The sequence below is a fragment of the Streptomyces sp. NPDC029139 genome (assembly GCF_055564335.1).
Map to the genome: position 1 here is coordinate 63963 of NZ_JBVHWN010000018.1, position 16497 is coordinate 80459.

At 73.2% G+C, this 16497-nt stretch carries 15 protein-coding genes; 8 read left to right on the forward strand and 7 right to left on the reverse strand.

From position 1 onward, the window contains the following. The first annotated feature begins 247 nt into the window (after positions 1–247). The gene (locus ACZ4VW_RS29635; protein WP_467967703.1) at positions 248–682 is read left to right on the forward strand and encodes a cell division protein SepF; all 435 of its coding nucleotides are present in this window, start codon (positions 248–250) and stop codon (positions 680–682) included. Positions 683–782: 100 nt separating this feature from the next. On the opposite strand, the gene ACZ4VW_RS29640 is transcribed toward ACZ4VW_RS29635, so the two are convergent. Further along, on the reverse strand, positions 783–2501 hold the full coding sequence (locus ACZ4VW_RS29640; protein ID WP_467967705.1) for an MFS transporter: 1719 nt from the start codon (positions 2499–2501) through the stop codon (positions 783–785). 405 nt (positions 2502–2906) lie between these two features. Here ACZ4VW_RS29640 and ACZ4VW_RS29645 point away from each other — a divergent pair, with 405 nt between their 5' ends. Next, a complete protein-coding gene (locus ACZ4VW_RS29645) occupies positions 2907–3923 on the forward strand; it encodes a phosphatase PAP2 family protein (RefSeq protein WP_467967707.1) in 1017 nt (338 codons plus the stop codon). Positions 3924–4002: 79 nt separating this feature from the next. Here the strand turns inward: ACZ4VW_RS29645 and ACZ4VW_RS29650 are convergent, their stop codons facing one another. After that, positions 4003–4206: an I78 family peptidase inhibitor gene (locus tag ACZ4VW_RS29650; RefSeq protein WP_467967709.1), complete on the reverse strand. Its 204-nt coding sequence runs from the start codon at positions 4204–4206 to the stop codon at positions 4003–4005. 332 nt (positions 4207–4538) lie between these two features. On the opposite strand from ACZ4VW_RS29650, the gene ctaD reads away from it, so the two are divergent. After that, complete coding sequence (gene ctaD, locus ACZ4VW_RS29655) at positions 4539–6242, forward strand: aa3-type cytochrome oxidase subunit I (RefSeq protein WP_467967711.1); 1704 nt, start codon at positions 4539–4541, stop codon at positions 6240–6242. Here the strand turns inward: ctaD and ACZ4VW_RS29660 are convergent. From ACZ4VW_RS29660 to ACZ4VW_RS29675, 4 genes are all read right to left on the reverse strand, one after another. Then, positions 6190–7167 carry a helix-turn-helix transcriptional regulator gene (locus tag ACZ4VW_RS29660; protein ID WP_467967713.1) on the reverse strand — a complete coding sequence of 326 codons (978 nt, stop codon included), beginning with the start codon at positions 7165–7167 and terminating at the stop codon, positions 6190–6192. The two genes, ctaD and ACZ4VW_RS29660, sit on opposite strands and share 53 nt — an antisense overlap. A gap of 71 nt (positions 7168–7238) precedes the next feature. Then, positions 7239–8513, reverse strand: coding sequence for a glycosyltransferase family 4 protein (locus ACZ4VW_RS29665; protein ID WP_467967715.1), 1275 nt, complete (start codon positions 8511–8513; stop codon positions 7239–7241). Positions 8514–8596: 83 nt separating this feature from the next. Then, a complete protein-coding gene (locus ACZ4VW_RS29670) occupies positions 8597–9886 on the reverse strand; it encodes an ABC transporter substrate-binding protein (protein ID WP_467967717.1) in 1290 nt (429 codons plus the stop codon). Beyond that, the gene (locus tag ACZ4VW_RS29675; protein WP_467967719.1) at positions 9864–10418 is read right to left on the reverse strand and encodes an MTB12 C-terminal domain-containing protein; all 555 of its coding nucleotides are present in this window, start codon (positions 10416–10418) and stop codon (positions 9864–9866) included. Before ACZ4VW_RS29675 ends, ACZ4VW_RS29670 begins: the two co-directional genes overlap by 23 nt. 115 nt (positions 10419–10533) lie before the next feature. On the opposite strand from ACZ4VW_RS29675, the gene ACZ4VW_RS29680 reads away from it, so the two are divergent. From ACZ4VW_RS29680 to ACZ4VW_RS29690, 3 genes are read left to right on the forward strand one after another with little or no spacing between them, the layout of a single operon-like run. After that, entirely contained in the window at positions 10534–10932 is a 399-nt protein-coding gene (locus ACZ4VW_RS29680) for a hypothetical protein (RefSeq protein WP_467967721.1), read from the forward strand. Further along, positions 10920–13742: an ABC transporter permease subunit gene (locus ACZ4VW_RS29685; RefSeq protein WP_467967723.1), complete on the forward strand. Its 2823-nt coding sequence runs from the start codon at positions 10920–10922 to the stop codon at positions 13740–13742. Before ACZ4VW_RS29680 ends, ACZ4VW_RS29685 begins: the two co-directional genes overlap by 13 nt. Next, positions 13739–14398 carry an ATP-binding cassette domain-containing protein gene (locus ACZ4VW_RS29690; RefSeq protein WP_467967725.1) on the forward strand — a complete coding sequence of 220 codons (660 nt, stop codon included), beginning with the start codon at positions 13739–13741 and terminating at the stop codon, positions 14396–14398. Before ACZ4VW_RS29685 ends, ACZ4VW_RS29690 begins: the two co-directional genes overlap by 4 nt. Here the strand turns inward: ACZ4VW_RS29690 and ACZ4VW_RS29695 are convergent. After that, complete coding sequence (locus ACZ4VW_RS29695) at positions 14382–14939, reverse strand: LysM peptidoglycan-binding domain-containing protein (protein WP_467967727.1); 558 nt, start codon at positions 14937–14939, stop codon at positions 14382–14384. The two genes, ACZ4VW_RS29690 and ACZ4VW_RS29695, sit on opposite strands and share 17 nt — an antisense overlap. Before the next feature lie 193 nt (positions 14940–15132). Between ACZ4VW_RS29695 and ACZ4VW_RS29700 the strand changes: the two genes are divergently transcribed. Beyond that, on the forward strand, positions 15133–15915 hold the full coding sequence (locus ACZ4VW_RS29700) for a hypothetical protein (protein WP_467967729.1): 783 nt from the start codon (positions 15133–15135) through the stop codon (positions 15913–15915). Between the two features lie 182 nt (positions 15916–16097). Further along, positions 16098–16370 (forward strand): hypothetical protein, encoded by a 273-nt coding sequence (locus ACZ4VW_RS29705; RefSeq protein WP_467967731.1) that lies wholly within the window; start codon positions 16098–16100, stop codon positions 16368–16370. The last annotated feature ends 127 nt before the right edge of the window (positions 16371–16497 follow it).

A 16497-nucleotide genomic window follows, 5' to 3' on the forward strand; every position in this document is an offset into this window, starting at 1 on the left:
GACGCTCCGACCGTCACCCTTCTGGCCCGACTTTCATATTTTAAGTTGCACACCCCCTACGGAACCTCCGTCAGGCCCCGTATACCGCAAGTTTCCTGACGAATCGCCAGGAAACCGGCCTCACGTTCTGCACCAGTACCGTCACGAAACCCGCGCGCGCCGACTATCCACTTGGCGCGCGATCCGCATCATGGACGACGATAGGGATATGCGGAACCACAAGTGACCGCGTTGAAAGGAGGCGTCCATGGGATCGGTGCGCAAGGCCAGTGCCTGGCTGGGACTCGTCGAGGACAGCGACGAGCGTTACTACGACGACGAGTACGCCGAGGGTGCCGAGACCGGCGACGCCTGGGTGACGGACCCCCGCGTCCGGGTCGCGTCCGACTCGGCGCAGGAGCAGGGCCGCCGGATCGCGACCGTCTCCCCGGACGGGTTCCGCGACGCCCGGGGCATCGGCGAGCTCTTCCGGGACGGCGTCCCAGTCATCGTGAACCTCACCGCCATGGAGCCCTCCGACGCCAAGCGCGTGGTGGACTTCGCCGCCGGTCTCGCCTTCGGGCTGCGTGGCTCGATCGAGCGCGTGGCGACGCGGGTCTTCCTGCTGACCCCGGCCGACACCGAGATCATCAGCGGAGACTCCGCGGGCCGCGCGCAGGACGGTTTCTTCAACCAGAGCTGACCCCCGGAGCGGCACCCCGGTGCCGAGCGGGAGCGCCTGGCGGCGTCCGCGCTCCGGAACGCTCGTCGGCCGCTCGGGGATCGGGCGTCGGTGCGGCGGATCAGTGCGCCGAGCGTCCGGAACCGGCCGGCTCGATCGGCTCACGGGTGGCGGGAACCCGCACCTTCCCGGAAGCCGCGGTCACCGCGCTCTCCGACCGCACCGGACCCACGGCCTCCACCCGGTCCGACAGGTCCCGCTCGTTCCCCTGGCCCGTCGGCTCCACCAGGTCCTCCGGATCCACGGGGCACTCCATCACCCGCGGCAGCCGCAGTGCCATCAGCGCGCCGAGGAGCAACAGACCCGCGCTGACGAACAGCGTCACATGCAGTCCGTCCACGAAGGCGTGCCGGGCCGCGTGGTGCAGCGCCCGGCCGGTCGCGCCGCCGAGCTGGTCGGCCACCTGGTACGCCTCCCCCAGCGAGTTCGCCGCCGCGCGGCTCGCGGCGTCCGGGACACCGGGAACGGCCGAGAGCCCGGGGGCGTACGCCGCGTTCATCACGCTGCCGAGCAGCGCGATGCCCATGCCCGCGCCGAGCTGGTACGAGGTCTCGCCGATGGCCGCGGCGCCGCCGGCGCTCTCCGGCGGGGCCTCGCTGAGCATCGATTCGTAGGCGGAGAAGAGCGTCGTCTGGAGGCCGAAGCCGAGCAGGACGAAGCCGCAGGTCAGCAGGAGCGGCCGGTCGTGCTGGCCCATGAGGACCAGGAGCAGTACGGCGGCGGCCGTGAGCACGAAGCCCCAGCCGACCATCCGGCGCGGCCCGATCCGGCGCAGCGTGTACGAGCCGGTGGCGCCGGCCGCCATGGCGGCGAAGGTGAGCGGCAGCAACCGCAGCCCGGTCTCCAGCGGGCTGAGCCCGAGGACCAGCTGCAGGTACTGGACGGCGATCAGCTCCAGGCCGACCAGGGCCAGCATCGCGAGCACGATGCAGCCGACCGAGGTGGTGAACGCGGCCCGGGAGAAGAGCCGCATGTCGATCAGCGGGTGGGCCCGGCGCTTCTGCCTCCGCACGAAGAAGATCAGCAGCGCGGCCCCGATGAGCAGAGGTCCGGCGGTCGGGTACGAGAAGAGGTCCTCGCCGGCGCCGATCCGCTTCACCCCGAGGACCATGCCGAGCACACCGGCCGCGGCCATCAGCGCGCCGAGTACGTCCCAGGGCCCGTCGGCCCGCCCCTTGGACTCGGGGAGCAGCCGGCGGCCGAGGGGCAGGATCAGTGCCATCAGCGGGATGTTGATCAGGAAGACCGAGCCCCACCAGTAGTGCTCGACCAGGAAGCCGCCGAGCACGGGCCCGGTGGCGGCGCCGACGGCGGCGACCGCGGTCCAGATGCCGATGGCGGTGGCCCGCTCGCGCCGGTCGGGGAAGACCGCCCGGAGGATCGAGAGGGTGGCCGGCATGATCATCGCGCCGCCGACCCCGAGCAGGGCGCGGGCCGCGATCAGGACCTCGGGGACGGTGGCGAGGGCGGCGACCGCGGAGGCGAGTCCGAACAGTGCGTAACCGAGGAGCAGCACCCGCCGCCGGCCGACCCGGTCGCCGAGCGTGCCGAAGAGGATCAGCAGCGAGGCACAGATCAACGGGTAGGCGTCGACGATCCACAGCAGTGCCGTGGAACTGGGGCGCAGGTCCTCGGTGAGGGAGGGGACGGCGACATGGAGCACGGTCGCGTCCAGCGCGACCAGCAACAGGCTGACGCAGAGGACGACGAGGACGACCCAGCGGTTGGCTCCGCCGCCGGCGGCGCGGAGCCGTGCTCCGGCCGTGACCGTCCGCTGCATGTACGTACCTCCCAATGGATCCCTCGCGCTCGGTGGGCGCCGACCGGGGCGTGGGCCTCGGGGCGGCCCGGCATCGACGGGCGAGTGAGCCGTCAGCGTACGCGAGTTCACCGCCCGAGCGCGTGGTGCACCTCTCACCGTGGCGGGCCACCGGGTGTGGCGTACGCCACTCCGTCCCCGCCGCGCTTCGCGTGGAATTCCACGCGCACAAGCGTTTGAAGCATTTCCGGGGCGTACAAACAGACTTCCGGAAAGTCACCCGGCCGCAATAGGGCGGAAGGTCATCGGATTCTCAGACGTACGCCAGGAATAAGCACCCCGCTGAGACCTACTCCACATCACATCGTCATCACGAAGAGACCGGAACGACCAAGGTCGCTACTCACTCCCTGTAACGTCCATTGGGTGCGAACCGACATCTTTGCCCGGCTGGACCGGGAGCCGGAACCGCCGAAGATAGAGGTCCCGCGGATGACCCGCACGCGTCTCGCCCTCTTCGGCGGGACGCTGGCGTTCTATCTCGCCATCGTCGTGGCCGTGCTCCTGTCGTCCTGGCTGGTGACCCTCGACTGGAAGATCATGCTCTTCCGGCCCTACCAGCAGTGGCCGGACCTGCACGCCTTCCTCGACTACTACGTCGTCCTCGGCCAGCGCGGTCCGACCGCCGTGATGGTGGCGGCCTGGCTGGGCTGGCGCTCCTGGCGCCAGCACACCCTGCGCCCCCTCCTGACGCTCGGTGCCGCGCTGCTCCTGCTCAACGTGACGGTCGGCGCGGTCAAGCTCGGCCTCGGCCGGCTCGGCCCCCACTACGCGACGCAGATCGGCTCCGCCGAGCTCTTCGCGGGCGGCGATATATTTCCGTCCGGACACACCGCCAACGCGGTCGTGACCTGGGGCATCCTGGCCTATCTGGCGACCACCCCGCGGGCCCGGCGCTATCTGTCGGCCCTCTCGGCCGTGGTGGCGCTCGGCGTGGGCCTCACCACCGTCTACATCGGTACGCACTGGCTGAGCGATGTCCTGCTCGGCTGGGCCGCGGGGCTGCTGATCCTGCTGGCCCTGCCGTGGTGCGAGCCGCCGATCGCCCGGGCGGAGGCGCTGATCCTCAGCCTGCGCGACCGGCTGCGCGAGCAGCTGCGGGCCCGCCGTCGGCTGGTGCCCTCGCTGCCCGTCGCGACGGGCGGACCGCGCCCCGCGATGTTCCCGCCGCACCCGGCGGGGGCCGAGGAGCCGGTTCGGGAGACCGTCGGCGCCAGAAGTGGGCGGTCCGCCGCGCGGGGCGAGGGCCGGCTGGCCCCGCCGCTCACCGCGTCCCGCGCGCACACCGCGCACGCGGCCCACGCCGTGCGCTCGGAGCGGACCCCGGTGTCCCCCGCCGGCAGCCGCCGCCCGGGGCACTCGCGACCGCTCACCGGCGGCTGAGCCCCCGTCACGACCGTACGGGGAAGGGCCCCGGCCTTCACGGCCGGGGCCCTTCCTCGTACGCCCCGCGGGAATCGCGCTAACCGACCCAGCAGCGGCTGACGCTGCCCTCGGTCACCTCGAAGTTGATGCGCCCCTCCAGGTACTCCATGGTGATGATCGAGCCGGGTGGCAGGGACCGCACCACGCTCCAGCCGTGGTCCCTGGCGAGCCGTTCGGCCTGCTCCTGGGCGAGCCCGACATAGTCTTCCGGCGGTACGGGAGAGCTCTGCTTCGATGTCATGCAACTCACGTTAGTCCCTTACCGGTCACGCTTGTGTCACAGCTTCTCGACATATGTTTGACACGTGCGGCATCACCCGCGAGGGCAGTTTCCGGCCGAATCCCCGGCAATTGAGGGCGGTCTCCGGCCCTTCCCGCAAGCGCTTCCCGAATTCCACTCCGCCCGTTCCGCAAGGTAATTGAAGGGGTGCGCCACGGGCGCCGGGCATTCACGGTTTCCCCGCACGACGCACACACGTTCCGCCGACCGGAGCAGCACCTCCGGCCGCCTCCCGCGCTCCCGCGCCGGACGCGCGCATCATGTCCGGACGATCGGACCACCGGAAGGCAGCGATGGGCACCGAGACCGCGCACGCGGCTGTCGAGTCAGCGCCGAAACGGCATGGACGGGTCCTGATCGACTGGCTCACCACCACGGACCACAAGAAGATCGGGCACCTCTACCTGGGCACCTCGTTCCTCTTCTTCCTGGTCGCCGGGGTCATGGCGATGCTGATGCGGGCCGAGCTGGCGCGTCCCGGACTGCAGCTCATCGACAACCAGCAGTTCAACCAGGCGTTCACCCTGCACGGCACGATCATGCTGCTGCTCTTCGCGACACCGACCTTCGCCGGCTTCGCCAACGAGCTGGTACCGCTGCAGATCGGCGCCCCCGACGTCGCCTTCCCGCGGCTGAACATGTTCTCGTACTGGCTGTTCCTCTTCGGCGGCCTGATCGTGGTCGCCTCCCTCGCCGTGCCCAGCGGGCCGCCCGCCTTCGGCTGGACCGCCTACGCCCCGCTCAACAGTCTGGAGCGGATGCCGGGCATCGGCGCCGACCTGTGGATCATCGGGCTCGCGCTCTCCGGCTTCGGCACGATCCTCACCTCGGTGAACTTCCTGACGACGATCATCGGGATGCGCGCGCCGGGCATGACCATGTTCCGGATGCCGATCTTCACCTGGAACATCCTCTTCACGGCGGTCCTGGTGCTGATGGCCTTCCCGGTGCTCGCCGCCGCCCTGCTCGTCCTGGAGGCGGACCGGCGGTTCGGCTCGGTGGTCTTCCAGCCCGAGAGCGGCGGGACGCTGCTGTGGCAGCACCTCTTCTGGTTCTTCGGCCACCCCGAGGTCTACATCATCGCCCTGCCGTTCTTCGGCATCATCAGCGAGATCATCCCCGTCTTCGCCCGCAAGCCGATCTTCGGCTACACGACCCTGATCGCCGCGACGATGTCGATCACCGGGCTCTCGGTGGTGGTGTGGGCGCACCACATGTTCGTCACCGGTGCGGTGCTGCTGCCCTTCTTCTCCATGCTGTCGTTCCTCATCGCCGTGCCGACCGGCGTGAAGTTCTTCAACTGGACGGGCACGATGCTCAAGGGCTCGCTGTCCTTCGAGACCCCAATGCTGTGGTCGGTGGGCTTCCTGGTGTCGTTCCTCTTCGGCGGGCTGACGGGCATCATCCTGGCTTCGCCGCCGATGGACTTCCACGTCACCGACACGTACTTCGTGGTGGGCCACTTCCACTACACCGTCTTCGGCACGGTGGTCTTCGCCATGTTCGCCGGCTTCTCCTTCTGGTGGCCAAAGTTCACCGGCAAAATGCTCGACGAGCGGCTGGGCAAGGTCCACTTCTGGACCCTCTTCGTGGGCTTCCACCTCACGTTCCTGGTGCAGCACTGGCTCGGCGCGGAGGGGATGCCGCGGCGGTACTCCGACTATCTGGACGCCGACGGCTTCACCGCGCTGAACACCGTCTCCTCGATCGGCGCGTTCCTGCTCGGCATCTCCACGCTGCCGTTCCTGTACAACGTGTGGCTGACCGCCCGGTACGGCAAGAAGGTCGACGTGGACGACCCGTGGGGGTTCAGCCGCTCACTGGAGTGGGCGACGTCCTGCCCGCCGCCCCGCCACAACTTCGACGCCGTCCCGAAGATCCGCTCCGAGTCCCCGGCCTTCGACCTGCACCACCCGGAGTTCGCGGCCGTCGAGGAGCAGCACCTCAGGGAGCCCGCCGAGCCGAGCGCTCCAGGGCCCGGGAAAGCCGGTCCCTGACCATACGGATCCAGTCGTCCAGCGCGTGGGGTTCGACGACCTCGAACTCCAGGCCCAGGGTCATCACGTGGATGACGAGGTACTCCAGGCTCCCCGCGCCCGTGCGCAGCAGGCAGGTGTGGTCCCCGTCCGCCTCCAGGACGCCGTCCATGGGCCCGATCACCCGGGCGGCCTCGGCGAGCGGCACATGGAGCCGGACGGTCGCCTCGGCCGCGTAGGCCGCCGTCGAGACGCCCTTCGAGACGTAGGCGGCCAGGTCCCGCGCGGGCGGCTCTCGGGGCGGGAAGCGCGGGCCGTGCGGCGGCCTCGGCTCGATCCGGTCGGCCCGGAACGTACGCCAGCCGGCACGATCGAGATCCCAGGCGACCAGGTACCAGCGGCGCTCGGTGCAGACCAGGCGGTGCGGCTCGACCGAGCGGCGGGTGGCCGCGCCGCCGTGGTCGCGGTAGTCGAAGCGCAGCCGCTCGCTGTCCCGGCAGGCGTGGGCGAGTTCGGTCAGGACGGCGGGGTCGACCTGCTCCCCCGGGGCACGGAGCATCGGTACGGTGAAGGCGTTGAGCGCGCCGACCCGGCGCCGCAGCCGGCTCGGCAGCACCTGCTCCAGCTTGGCCAGGGCACGTACGGAGGTCTCGCCGATACCCTCGATGCCCTGGCCCGCGGCCGTGCGCAGGCCGACCGCGACGGCGACGGCCTCCTCGTCGTCGAGCAGCAGCGGCGGCAGCTCGGCGCCGGCCCCCAGCTGGTAGCCACCCCCGGTCCCGGGGCTGGCGTTGACCGGATAGCCGAGCTCACGCAGCCGGTCCACGTCCCGCCGCACGGTCCGCGGGGTGACCCCGAGCCGCTCGGCGAGATCGGCACCGGACCACTCGCGGTGGGCCTGCAGCAGGGAGAGCAGGCGCAGGAGTCGTGCGGAGGTCTCCAACATGGGGCCGAGTCTGCCAGGGGTCGCGGACAGCTACGGTCCTCGATGTACCGGGGCCGGAAGCCGGCGGCCGCTCAGCGGAACCGGCGGACCAGGACCCCGACCCGGCGCTTCAGCTCGTACACGGCGTCGATCGCACCGCCGACGGCCCGGTGGGCGCCGTCCGAGACACCGCCGTGTGTGCGACGGCTCGCGCCCCGCGCGACCAGCTCCGTCCAGATCTCCTCGTGGCGGGCCGCGATGCGCACCGGGTCGAAGCGTTCGGACGCCATCAGCGCGGCGCGGGCCGTCTTGGCGCGCAGTTCGTCGTCCTCGATGAGTTCGAGCAGGGCCCGGGCGATGGCGGCCACGTCGTCGACCGGCACCAGGCGGCCGTCGACCCCGTCCTCGATGATCTCGCGGGGCCCGTGGCAGTCGGTGGAGACGACCGGGAGGCCACATCGCATCGCCTCGACGATGGTCATGCCGAAGGACTCGCGCAGCGAGGTGACGGCGGCGATCGAGCCCTTCGCCCACTCCGGTTCCATCGGGTTGGCCCAGCCCATGAGGAAGACGTTCTCCTCGAGACCCTGGTCCTTGATGCGCCTCGCGAGCGCGCCCTTCATGTCGTCGACCGCATCCCCGGTGCCGTAGATGCGCAGCTTCCAGTCCGGGCGGGCCGCGGCCACCTCGGCGAACGCGTCGATCAGCACGTCGTACCGCTTCACCCGGGTCAGCCGGCCCGCCGCGACGACGATCCGCGCGGCGGGATCGGCGGGCGGCACGCTCGGCGCGGGCACGCTGTTGGGCACCGCGTCGATCCGTACGCCCGGCAGCTTCAGCCGGGAGCGGTAGGACCGGGCGTCGGCCTCGGTGACCGTCGTGACGGCGTCCAGAAGCGCGTACTGGTGGCGGATTTCGCGGCGGAGCCGGAAGGTGTGGCCGGCCAGGACCAGGTGCTCCTGGCCGACGAGGACAGGGCCGCGGCGGGCCTGCTTGGCGAGGTGGACGTTGAGTCCGGGGCGGGTGGCGACGAGCACGTCGGCCTCGACGTCCGCCAGGTGCGCGCCGATGCGGGCGTCGGTGAGCGCGCTGTACTGCTTCCACCGGCCGTCGCCGCGCGGGAAGACCGTGGCGGGCCGGGCGAAGTCGGGGTGTTCGCCGTCGTATCCGGGGCTGTTCTTCCGCAGATCGACGAGGTGACGCAGGGTCACCCCGGGGGGCAGGCCGAGGATCGGCTCGTCGCGGTGCCGGAAGACGGAGACGATCTCCACCTCGTGGCGCTCCGCCAGGACCTGGGCGAGGGTGAACGTCGTCCGGATGGTTCCGCCGATGTGGTAGGCGTTGTGGAGCAGAAAGGAGATGCGCATCGGGCTGCCGGTTCCCCCTGGTCAAGTGGTCGGTCGTGGGCGACTGTACTGCCCGCCCGGCGTCGTCCGCCCCGGCACCCGCTTCACGGCCGGTAGCCGAGCTGGGGGACGGTGGCGCAGTTCGTGGACATGTCCCCCTGCGTGACCCAGCCCCGTCCGTCCTGCCAACGGGCCACGGACAGGCAGGTCTGACGGGTCTTCGGCGGCTCGGCGAGCTTCTCGAAGCGGACGGGGAGCAGCAGACCGCGGGCGGTGTACGGCTCCGGCCGGTTGAGGAACTCCTCGACGCAGGCCCGCGTGAGCCGGTCCCCGCAGGACCGTGCCGCGTCCGTGAACCACATGGCGGCGGCCCAGCCCTCCAGTTGCCACTGGGAGAGCGGCCGGTCCCCCATCGCCGTCCGGAACTCCCGTACCGCCGGATGCCCGGTGTCCTCGTGGTTGCGGCTGGATCCGGTCACGAACAGCGCCTCGCGGCAGGCAGGGGAGGCGGCGTAGTCGCGGGAGACGGTGGAGGACCAGTTCTGGACGTTCGTCACCTTGGCGGTGACCCGGACGCCGAGCGCGTCCATCGCCTCGCAGAGCCGGGCGTTGCCGTGCGTGTCCAGGGCGTCGAAGACGAGGTCGGCGCCCTGCGCCCGCAGATCCGCCGCGACGGCGCGGAAGTTGGGCAGGGCGAAGTCCACCTGTTCGCCGACGACCCGGTAGCCCTCGGCCCGCAGCCCCTCGGAGATCAGCCGGGCGTAGGCGGTGGAGGCGGCCTGGTTGTAGGCGACGACCGCGGCGGTACGGGCGCCGTGCTCGCGCTTGAACCAGCGGTAGACCTCGGTCCCGCCGTACAGCACCCCGTCCCAGCCGGGCGCCTTGCCGGTGCGCGGGGCCGAGCTGCCGTAGATCCCGTACAGATGCGGATAGGTGTCGTACGCGGGTGTGAGCGGCTGGCCGCCGATGTCGGGGACGCCGGCCTTCGCGACGAGCGGGGCTCCGGCGTAGTCGAGGGCGGTGGTGGCGACCAGGGCGAACACCTTCTGTTCGTCGAGGAGCCGGTGCACGCACGCGTTGTTGCCGACACCGCTGCCGCCGTCGTCGCAGGTGACGACCTCGACGCGGCGTCCGTCGAGGCCGCCGCGGGCGTTGAGCGCGTCGAACCAGGCGCGGGCGCCGTCGCGGGGGCCGGTGAAGGTGTCGCCGCCGACGGGGCTCGTGGCGCTGGTGATGACGCCGACCCGGAGCGGCTCACCGCCGGAGGGGAAGGTGACGGTGGGCCGCGTCTCGAACGCGCGCTCCGGGAGCCGGCTGCCGCAGGCGGTGGCGAGGGCGAGCAGTGCGGCGAGGAGCAGCGCCGTGGCGGCCTCAGCAGCCCGGAACGTTCGCACCGCTGAGCTGCACCAGGCCGCAGAGGGTCTTCTCGGACACCTTCCAGGTGTCGTCCTGGTGGACGGCCGTGCCCTTGGAGTCGGGCAGGGCGGGCGAACCGCCGACCAGCAGGTCCCAGGTCACGTCCGCGTCGTTCGGCGAGGTGAACACGATGCCCTTGACCTTGGCGGAGGACATCGCCGCGTTCTTGTCGCCCGCGAAGGCGCTGAGGACGGGTCGCATCTCCTCGCCGTTCTCGAGCAGCCCGACCTTCTCGTCCACGGGCGTCTTCGGGTCGAAGAACGCCGTCCAGTTCTTGGTGATCTCCGCCTTCGCGGCGGCCGGGTCGGACGGCTGGTCACCCGCCGGCTCGGTCGGTGTCGTCTCCGTCGGCGCGGGCGGGACGACGGGGGTCGTCTCGTCCGCCGGGGTGCCGTTGCCGTCGTCCCCGCAGCCCGCGAGAACGGGCCCGAGCACCAGCACGGACGCGGCCGCCAGGGCCGCGAGACGTGAGCGGGAGCGAGGGCGTCCACCGTGTCTCTCGAGAACCATCTGGCTCACCACCGGGTGTCCGTCGAGGCCGGGCGGCCTGATGATTCCAGGGTGTGCCGGTTCCGGGCATAGTGCAAGGAAGAGGGCATCGGGGGGCAGATCCGAGGGAGGTCCCGTGCCGACGTCCCGGGCACTGCTGTGGAGCGGCCTCGCGACGGCCGCCGGGGGCGCCGTGCTCTGCGTCCTCGGGTGGTACGGCATCTCCGGCGAACGCTTCGCGGAGCGCCAGTTGCCCTATCTCGCCTCGTGCACGGTGCCGGGGGCCGCGCTGATCGTGGCCGGGGCGGTCCTGGCCGGAGCGGCGGGCCGGATCCCGGTGCGCGGGCCCGCGCCTCCCGACGAGGGCCCGGAGGACTCGGCGCCGCCCTCCTCGGACGAGCCTCCCGTGCGGGTGCCGGGCGGGACGCTCGCGCACCGGCCGGACTGCCCGCTGGTGGCGGGCCGGGCGGACACCGGACCGGCGGGGGACGCGGAACTCGCCCCCTGCCCGGTGTGTGAGCCGTGGCCTCGCTGACGTACGACCTCACGCTCGCCGGTCTCGCGGTCGGCAGCGCGGCCGCGCTCACCGGCATCGGGCTGATCGTCACGTACCGCGCGACCGGCGTGCTCAATCTGGCGCACGGCGCGATCGCCATGGTCTGCGCGTACGTCCTGCGGCAGATGGTCGTGGAGTGGGGCTGGCCGCTGCCGCTGGGCGCGCTCCTGACCCTGCTGGTGGTCGCTCCCGGGATCGGTCTGGTCCTCGACCGGGCCGTGTTCCGGCCGCTCGCGCTCCTCGGCTCCGGCCCGGCGCAGACCCTGGTGGCCTCCATCGGGGTCTTCGTGCTGCTCGTGGGCGGGGCGGCGCTGGTGTGGGGCGGCGGGGCGCGGGCGGACGCGCCGGTGCTGCTCGGCGACGATCCGTGGGTCCAGCTCGCGGTGGTCGTGCTGCTGGCGGTGGCGGTGGGGGCCGTGACGCGGTGGACCCGGTTCGGGCGGGAGCTGCGGGCCGTGGTCGACAACCGGCCGCTGGCGATGCTGGGCGGGATCGACGCGGACCGGGTGTCGGCGGCGGGCTGGGCGTTCGGCGCGTTCACCGCGGGGCTGACGGGGGTGCTGCTCGCGCCTCATGTGCGCCTCGATCCGTACGGGATGCCGCTCCTCGTCGTCGAGGTGATCGCGGTCGCGGTGGTCGCGAGGATGCGGAGCCTGCCGGTGGCGATCGTGACCGCGCTGGTGATCGGCGTGGCCCAGGCGCAGCTGACCCGCTTCCACCCGGAGGGGGTCGCGGGGCCCTTGGTGCAGGCGGTCGGCGCGAACCTGTTCGTGGTGGCGCTGCTGGTGGCGGCGCTCGTGCTGCCGGGCGTCGGCGGCCGCGGGCGGGACGCCCTGCCGCCGCCGTCGGGGCGGACCCGGATCCCGGCCGGCGCCTGGTTCACGGCAGGTGTGCTCTTTCTGCTCCCCCTGGGCTTCGCGGGCACGGACCTGCACACCTCGGTGCAGGTGCCGGCGCTCGCGATCGTGCTGCTGTCGCTGGTGGTGGTGACGGGCCGGGGCGGGCAGATCGCGCTCGGGCAGGCGGCGTACGCGGGTCTGGGCGCGCTGTTCACGGCGCTTCTGGCGGCGGGGGGCCTGCCGGAGCTCGTGGCGCTGGGGCTCGCGGTGCTGCTCGTGGCTCCGCTGGGCCTGGTCACGGGGTGGCCGGCGATCCGCCGCCACGGGCTCGCGCTGGCGCTGGCGACGCTGGCGGTCGGGGTGGCGGTGAGCCGGTTCGTCTTCGCGCAGCCGTACGCGACGGCCGGCCTGCAGCTCGGCCGCCCGGCGGGCTTCTCGGACGACCGCCGCTACTACGCCCTGGAGCTCCTGGTCCTGGCCGGCTGCCTGCTGCTGGTCGCGGCGCTGCGGCGGGGACGTACGGGGAGGGCGCTCGCCGCGCTGCGCGACCACGAGGCGGGCGCGGAGGCGGCCGGGGTCCGGGTGAGCGTCCTCAAGCTCCTGGCCTTCGTCCTGGGAGCGGCCCTGGCCGCTCTCGGCGGCGGTCTGCTGGGCATGGGCCTGCGGGCTTTCGACCCGGAGGCGTACGACCCGGTCCGCGGGCTCCTCTGGTTCGCCGCGATCATCGTCCTGGGCGCCGACAGCCTCCTCTCCCCGCTGGCCGCCGCGGCGCTCCTGGTCGGCCTGGACGCGGGCACACGGGGCGGCGTGGCGGCGGCCGCGGTGGGGGTCCTGGCCGCGCTGGTGGGCCGGGTGCCCCCGCTGACCTCCTGGCTGCCCTCATGGAGCCGGCCGACCGCGAAGGGAACGAGCGCCGCCGCCCGGCCGCGCGAGGAGCCGGTGACCTCGGGCCTCCTGCCCACCGCCGCGGGCACGGGGCCGCGCACAGACGCACCCCATGCGCGGGGCCCTGTGACAGCCGGGGCGCCGCCCCTTGCCCCACCGGCCGACGACCACGACGCGGCAGACGCCGACGGCACGGGGCCGGCCACCGATGTGCCCGGCACGCCGGGCGCGGTGACAGCCGGGGCTTCACCCCCGGCCCCACCGGCCGAGGACCAGGGCGCGGCAGGCCCCGACGCCACGGGGCCGGACTCGGGGGGCGGACCCGGAGACACACCTCCCCGTCGCGCGGCCCGGCCGGGTGGGAAGCCTGGCCCGGCCGGAGGCCCGGCGAGGCTCCCCCGCAAGCCCGCGCCCGCCCCCGTACGGCTCCGCGCCCGCCACCTCACGCTCACCTATCCCGGCGGCCTCACGGCCCTCACCGACGTCAGCCTCGACCTCGTCCCCGGCCGCGTCACCGCCCTCGTCGGCCCCAACGGCGCCGGTAAGAGCACTCTCTTCGACTGCCTCGCCGGCACCCTGCGCCCCACCCGTGGGCGGGTCACCCTCGACGGCGGCGACATCACGGCCCGCCCCGCCCACGCCCGGACGCGGCTGGGCGTCGCCCGGTCCTTCCAGCAGCTCGCCGTCTTCCCCTCCCTCACCGTCGAGGACAACGTCCGCCTCGGCGCCGAGCAGGGCCACCACCGCTCCCCCGCCACCACCGAACAGGCGCTCCGCCTCCTCGGCCTGTCCGGTGCGGTCCGCCACCGCCCGGCCGCCGGCCTCCCCACCGGGACCCTGCGCCGGGTCGAGCTGGCCCGGGCGCTCGCCGGGGGCCCGCACACCCTCCTCCTGGACGAGCCCACCGCCGGTCTGGACGCCGCGGAGACCGCCGCCCTGGCCCGGGTCCTGGCCGCCCTCGCCGCCGACGGCCTCACCCTCCTCGTCGTCGAGCACGACCCGGACCTCGTCGCCGGCCTGGCCCACACCGTCCACACCATGGAGGGAGGCCGGATCGTGTCATGAGCGTCGAGATCGCCCTGCGCGCCGCCCGCGTGCGGTACGGCCCCCTGGAGGCCCTGCACGGCGTCGACCTGCCCGTCCCGTCCGCCACGGTCACCGTCCTCGTCGGCCGCAACGGCTCCGGCCGCACCACGGCCCTGCGCGCGCTCGCCGGGACCGTTCCCCTGGCCTCCGGCAGGGTCCTCTGGCGCGGTGCGGACGTGACCCGTCTCCACGCCCACGACCGGGCCCGGCGCGGTCTGTGCTTCGTCCCCGATCTGCGCGCGGTGTACGCGACGCTCACGGTCGCCGAGAACCTGGACCTGTGCCCCGGGGACCCCGCCCCTGCCCTGGCGGCCTACCCCGAGCTCGCGCCCCTCCTCACCCGTCCCGCGGGCACCCTGTCCGGCGGCGAGCGCCGGATGCTCGCCCTCTCCCGGGCCCTGCTGACCCCCGCCCGGGTGCTCCTGGTCGACGAGCCGTCCCTGGGCATGTCGCCCAGCGTCTCCTCCCGTACGTACCGGCTGCTCGCCGCGCTCGCCCGGCCGGGCGGCGCCGCCGTGGTGCTGGCCGAGCAGCAGCCCCCGCCCGGGCTGCCGCCCGGCACGCTGCTGCACGAACTCCGGCGCGGCTCCCTCGCCTTCAGCGGGGAGGCCGCCGAGTTCACCGCAGGACGGTGAGGGGCGAGATGCGCAGCATCGTCCCCGTCATGAGCCGGTTCGGGTCCGCCCCGACGAGGCCGCGGTTCGCCGTGTACAGCGCCTGCCAGCCGCCGGCGATCCCGAAGCGCCGGGCGACCGAGCTGAGCGAGTCGCCCGGCTGCACCACGTGGGCCCGTCCGCTCAGCCCGTACCGCTTCGAGCACGCCGGCCAGGCCGCCCACCCCTGGGTGCGCAGGACCTCCTCCGCGACGGTGATCTGCTGCTGACGGGTCGCCAGGTCGGCGCGCCGGGCGTAGCGCAGGCCGCCGTGCTCCTCCCAGGTCGGCTGCCAGAACTGGAGCCCGCCGTAGAAGCCGTTGCCGGTGTTGATGTGCCAGCGGCCGCTGCTCTCGCACTCGGCGACGCAGCCCCAGGGCCACTGGTCCTTCGCGCAGGCGTGGGCGGGGGCGGCGGACGGGTGTGACGCCCGCGCCGTCGGCTGTGCCTGGGCCGGTGCGGGGACGAGGGCCATCAGCGCGGCGGCGGTCGCCCCGGCTGCCCACAATCTGATCTTCGACATCGCGGCAGGCTAGGCGCGCCACCCGCGCGCCGGCGGTGTGCCGCGCGGGGCGGCCCGCATCCCCACCCGGTCGGAGTCACACAAGTTGCCGGACCGGTACGCGTGACCCCGGCCGATCCTTCCCCGTTGAACTCGTCATGAGACGAGCCGGGAACCGCCCGGCGTCGCACGTACCGAGTCCAGGGAGCCCCCCGTGCCGCGCATGCTCGACGTCAGCGAGGACGTACGCGCCGAGATCGGCGACGAAGAAGCGGACCGGCTGCTCGCCGGCGACAACGCCCCGGGCAGCTACGACTGCACCTCCTGCCGCACGCCGGGCGACTCCGAGCAGGAGCGTACGAGCACCGTTCTGTTCGTCGGCGAGGAGACGGCCGTCCTGGCGTTCGCCCACGCCAGCTGCATTCCGTCCCAGGTGGTCCAGGTCGCGGAGGAGCAGCTTCAGGGCGCCGTCCGTTCCATCGCCGCGACGGACGCGGCGGACGCGCTCGGCGCCGCCCACCCCGAGCAGGCCGTTCTCGGGGTGACCAGCGGGCTCGTGCTGATCGAGGGCGAGCTGCACCCGGCCCTCGTCGTCGAACCGACGGCGCCGGTCGCCCGGCCGGGCTCGGACGGGCTGAGCGACGAGTTCCTGCCGCTCCTGGTCGAGCAGGGTTTCCAGCCCGTCGCCGATGTGAACCAGAAGCCGGGCGTCCTGCCCGGCTGGTCCGTGCTCGTCGCCATGGGCCAGCTGCACTCCGTGCTCCAGCCCGGTACGGGCGGTCTCGGCCAGGTCGCCTGGTGGCAGGCGCACCAGCCGCTCCAGGTCACCGAGGGCTGGCGTGCGGCGGCCAACAAGTCGCACACGGTCCTGGTCTTCGCCGCCCCGGTGGGCTCGATCGGTCAGCAGCCGCGCGAGGACCTGCTGCGCGACGCTCTGGAGAAGGCGGCGGCCAACGGCAGGCTGGTCGCCGCCGCGATGCCGCTGGCCGGCACGTGAGGGAGCACGGACACACCGGCTTAGGGCCATCGGGGGCCGGTTCGTGGGTGCCGACCGTTCCCCGCCCCCGGGGGACGCCGGTTTCCGAGAGCCGCCCGCATCCGACGGACCACGAGGTCGTTGGCACATACGTGCACACTTACGACCCACTCCGCCAGCAGTATCCGAGCCAGATCCCTTCCATGCGCCCCGCTCAGGACGTCGCGGCCGGCCAGTCGGCCACGCCGATCTACGACGCCCTGTACTCGGAGTTCCGACGGTCGTTCCGGACCCTGCCGGGCGACCGCAGCGGCGAGGACGATCTGGGCTTCCGGTCCTTCGGTACGCCGGTGGCCTCGGGGCTCTACGGCACGGGGGCCGGGCAGGGCAGCCGGTACGGGACGTATCCGGCTGCGTGGTCGGCGCAGCACCACACCCAGGCGGCGCTGCCGCCGGGGCCCCGCAGGGGGCTGTAGGCAGCGCGGCGGTACGGCGGAGGGGGGGGGGGGGGGGGGGGCGGGCCCCCCCCCCTCTTTTCCCCCCCCCCCCCCCCCCCTCCCCCCCCCCTCTCTCCCCCCCCTTCCTCGCCGTATGTCCCCCCCG

Bases quoted from the DNA above. Each gene is read 5' to 3' on its own strand.
- ACZ4VW_RS29635 (WP_467967703.1), top strand. From the start codon at position 248: ATGGGATCGGTGCGCAAGGCCAGTGCCTGGCTGGGACTCGTCGAGGAC.
- ACZ4VW_RS29640 (WP_467967705.1), bottom strand. From the start codon at position 2,501: ATGCAGCGGACGGTCACGGCCGGAGCACGGCTCCGCGCCGCCGGCGGC.
- ACZ4VW_RS29650 (WP_467967709.1), bottom strand. From the start codon at position 4,206: ATGACATCGAAGCAGAGCTCTCCCGTACCGCCGGAAGACTATGTCGGG.
- ctaD (WP_467967711.1), top strand. From the start codon at position 4,539: ATGGGCACCGAGACCGCGCACGCGGCTGTCGAGTCAGCGCCGAAACGG.
- ACZ4VW_RS29660 (WP_467967713.1), bottom strand. From the start codon at position 7,167: ATGTTGGAGACCTCCGCACGACTCCTGCGCCTGCTCTCCCTGCTGCAG.
- ACZ4VW_RS29665 (WP_467967715.1), bottom strand. From the start codon at position 8,513: ATGCGCATCTCCTTTCTGCTCCACAACGCCTACCACATCGGCGGAACC.
- ACZ4VW_RS29675 (WP_467967719.1), bottom strand. From the start codon at position 10,418: ATGGTTCTCGAGAGACACGGTGGACGCCCTCGCTCCCGCTCACGTCTC.
- ACZ4VW_RS29690 (WP_467967725.1), top strand. From the start codon at position 13,739: ATGAGCGTCGAGATCGCCCTGCGCGCCGCCCGCGTGCGGTACGGCCCC.
- ACZ4VW_RS29695 (WP_467967727.1), bottom strand. From the start codon at position 14,939: ATGTCGAAGATCAGATTGTGGGCAGCCGGGGCGACCGCCGCCGCGCTG.
- ACZ4VW_RS29705 (WP_467967731.1), top strand. From the start codon at position 16,098: ATGCGCCCCGCTCAGGACGTCGCGGCCGGCCAGTCGGCCACGCCGATC.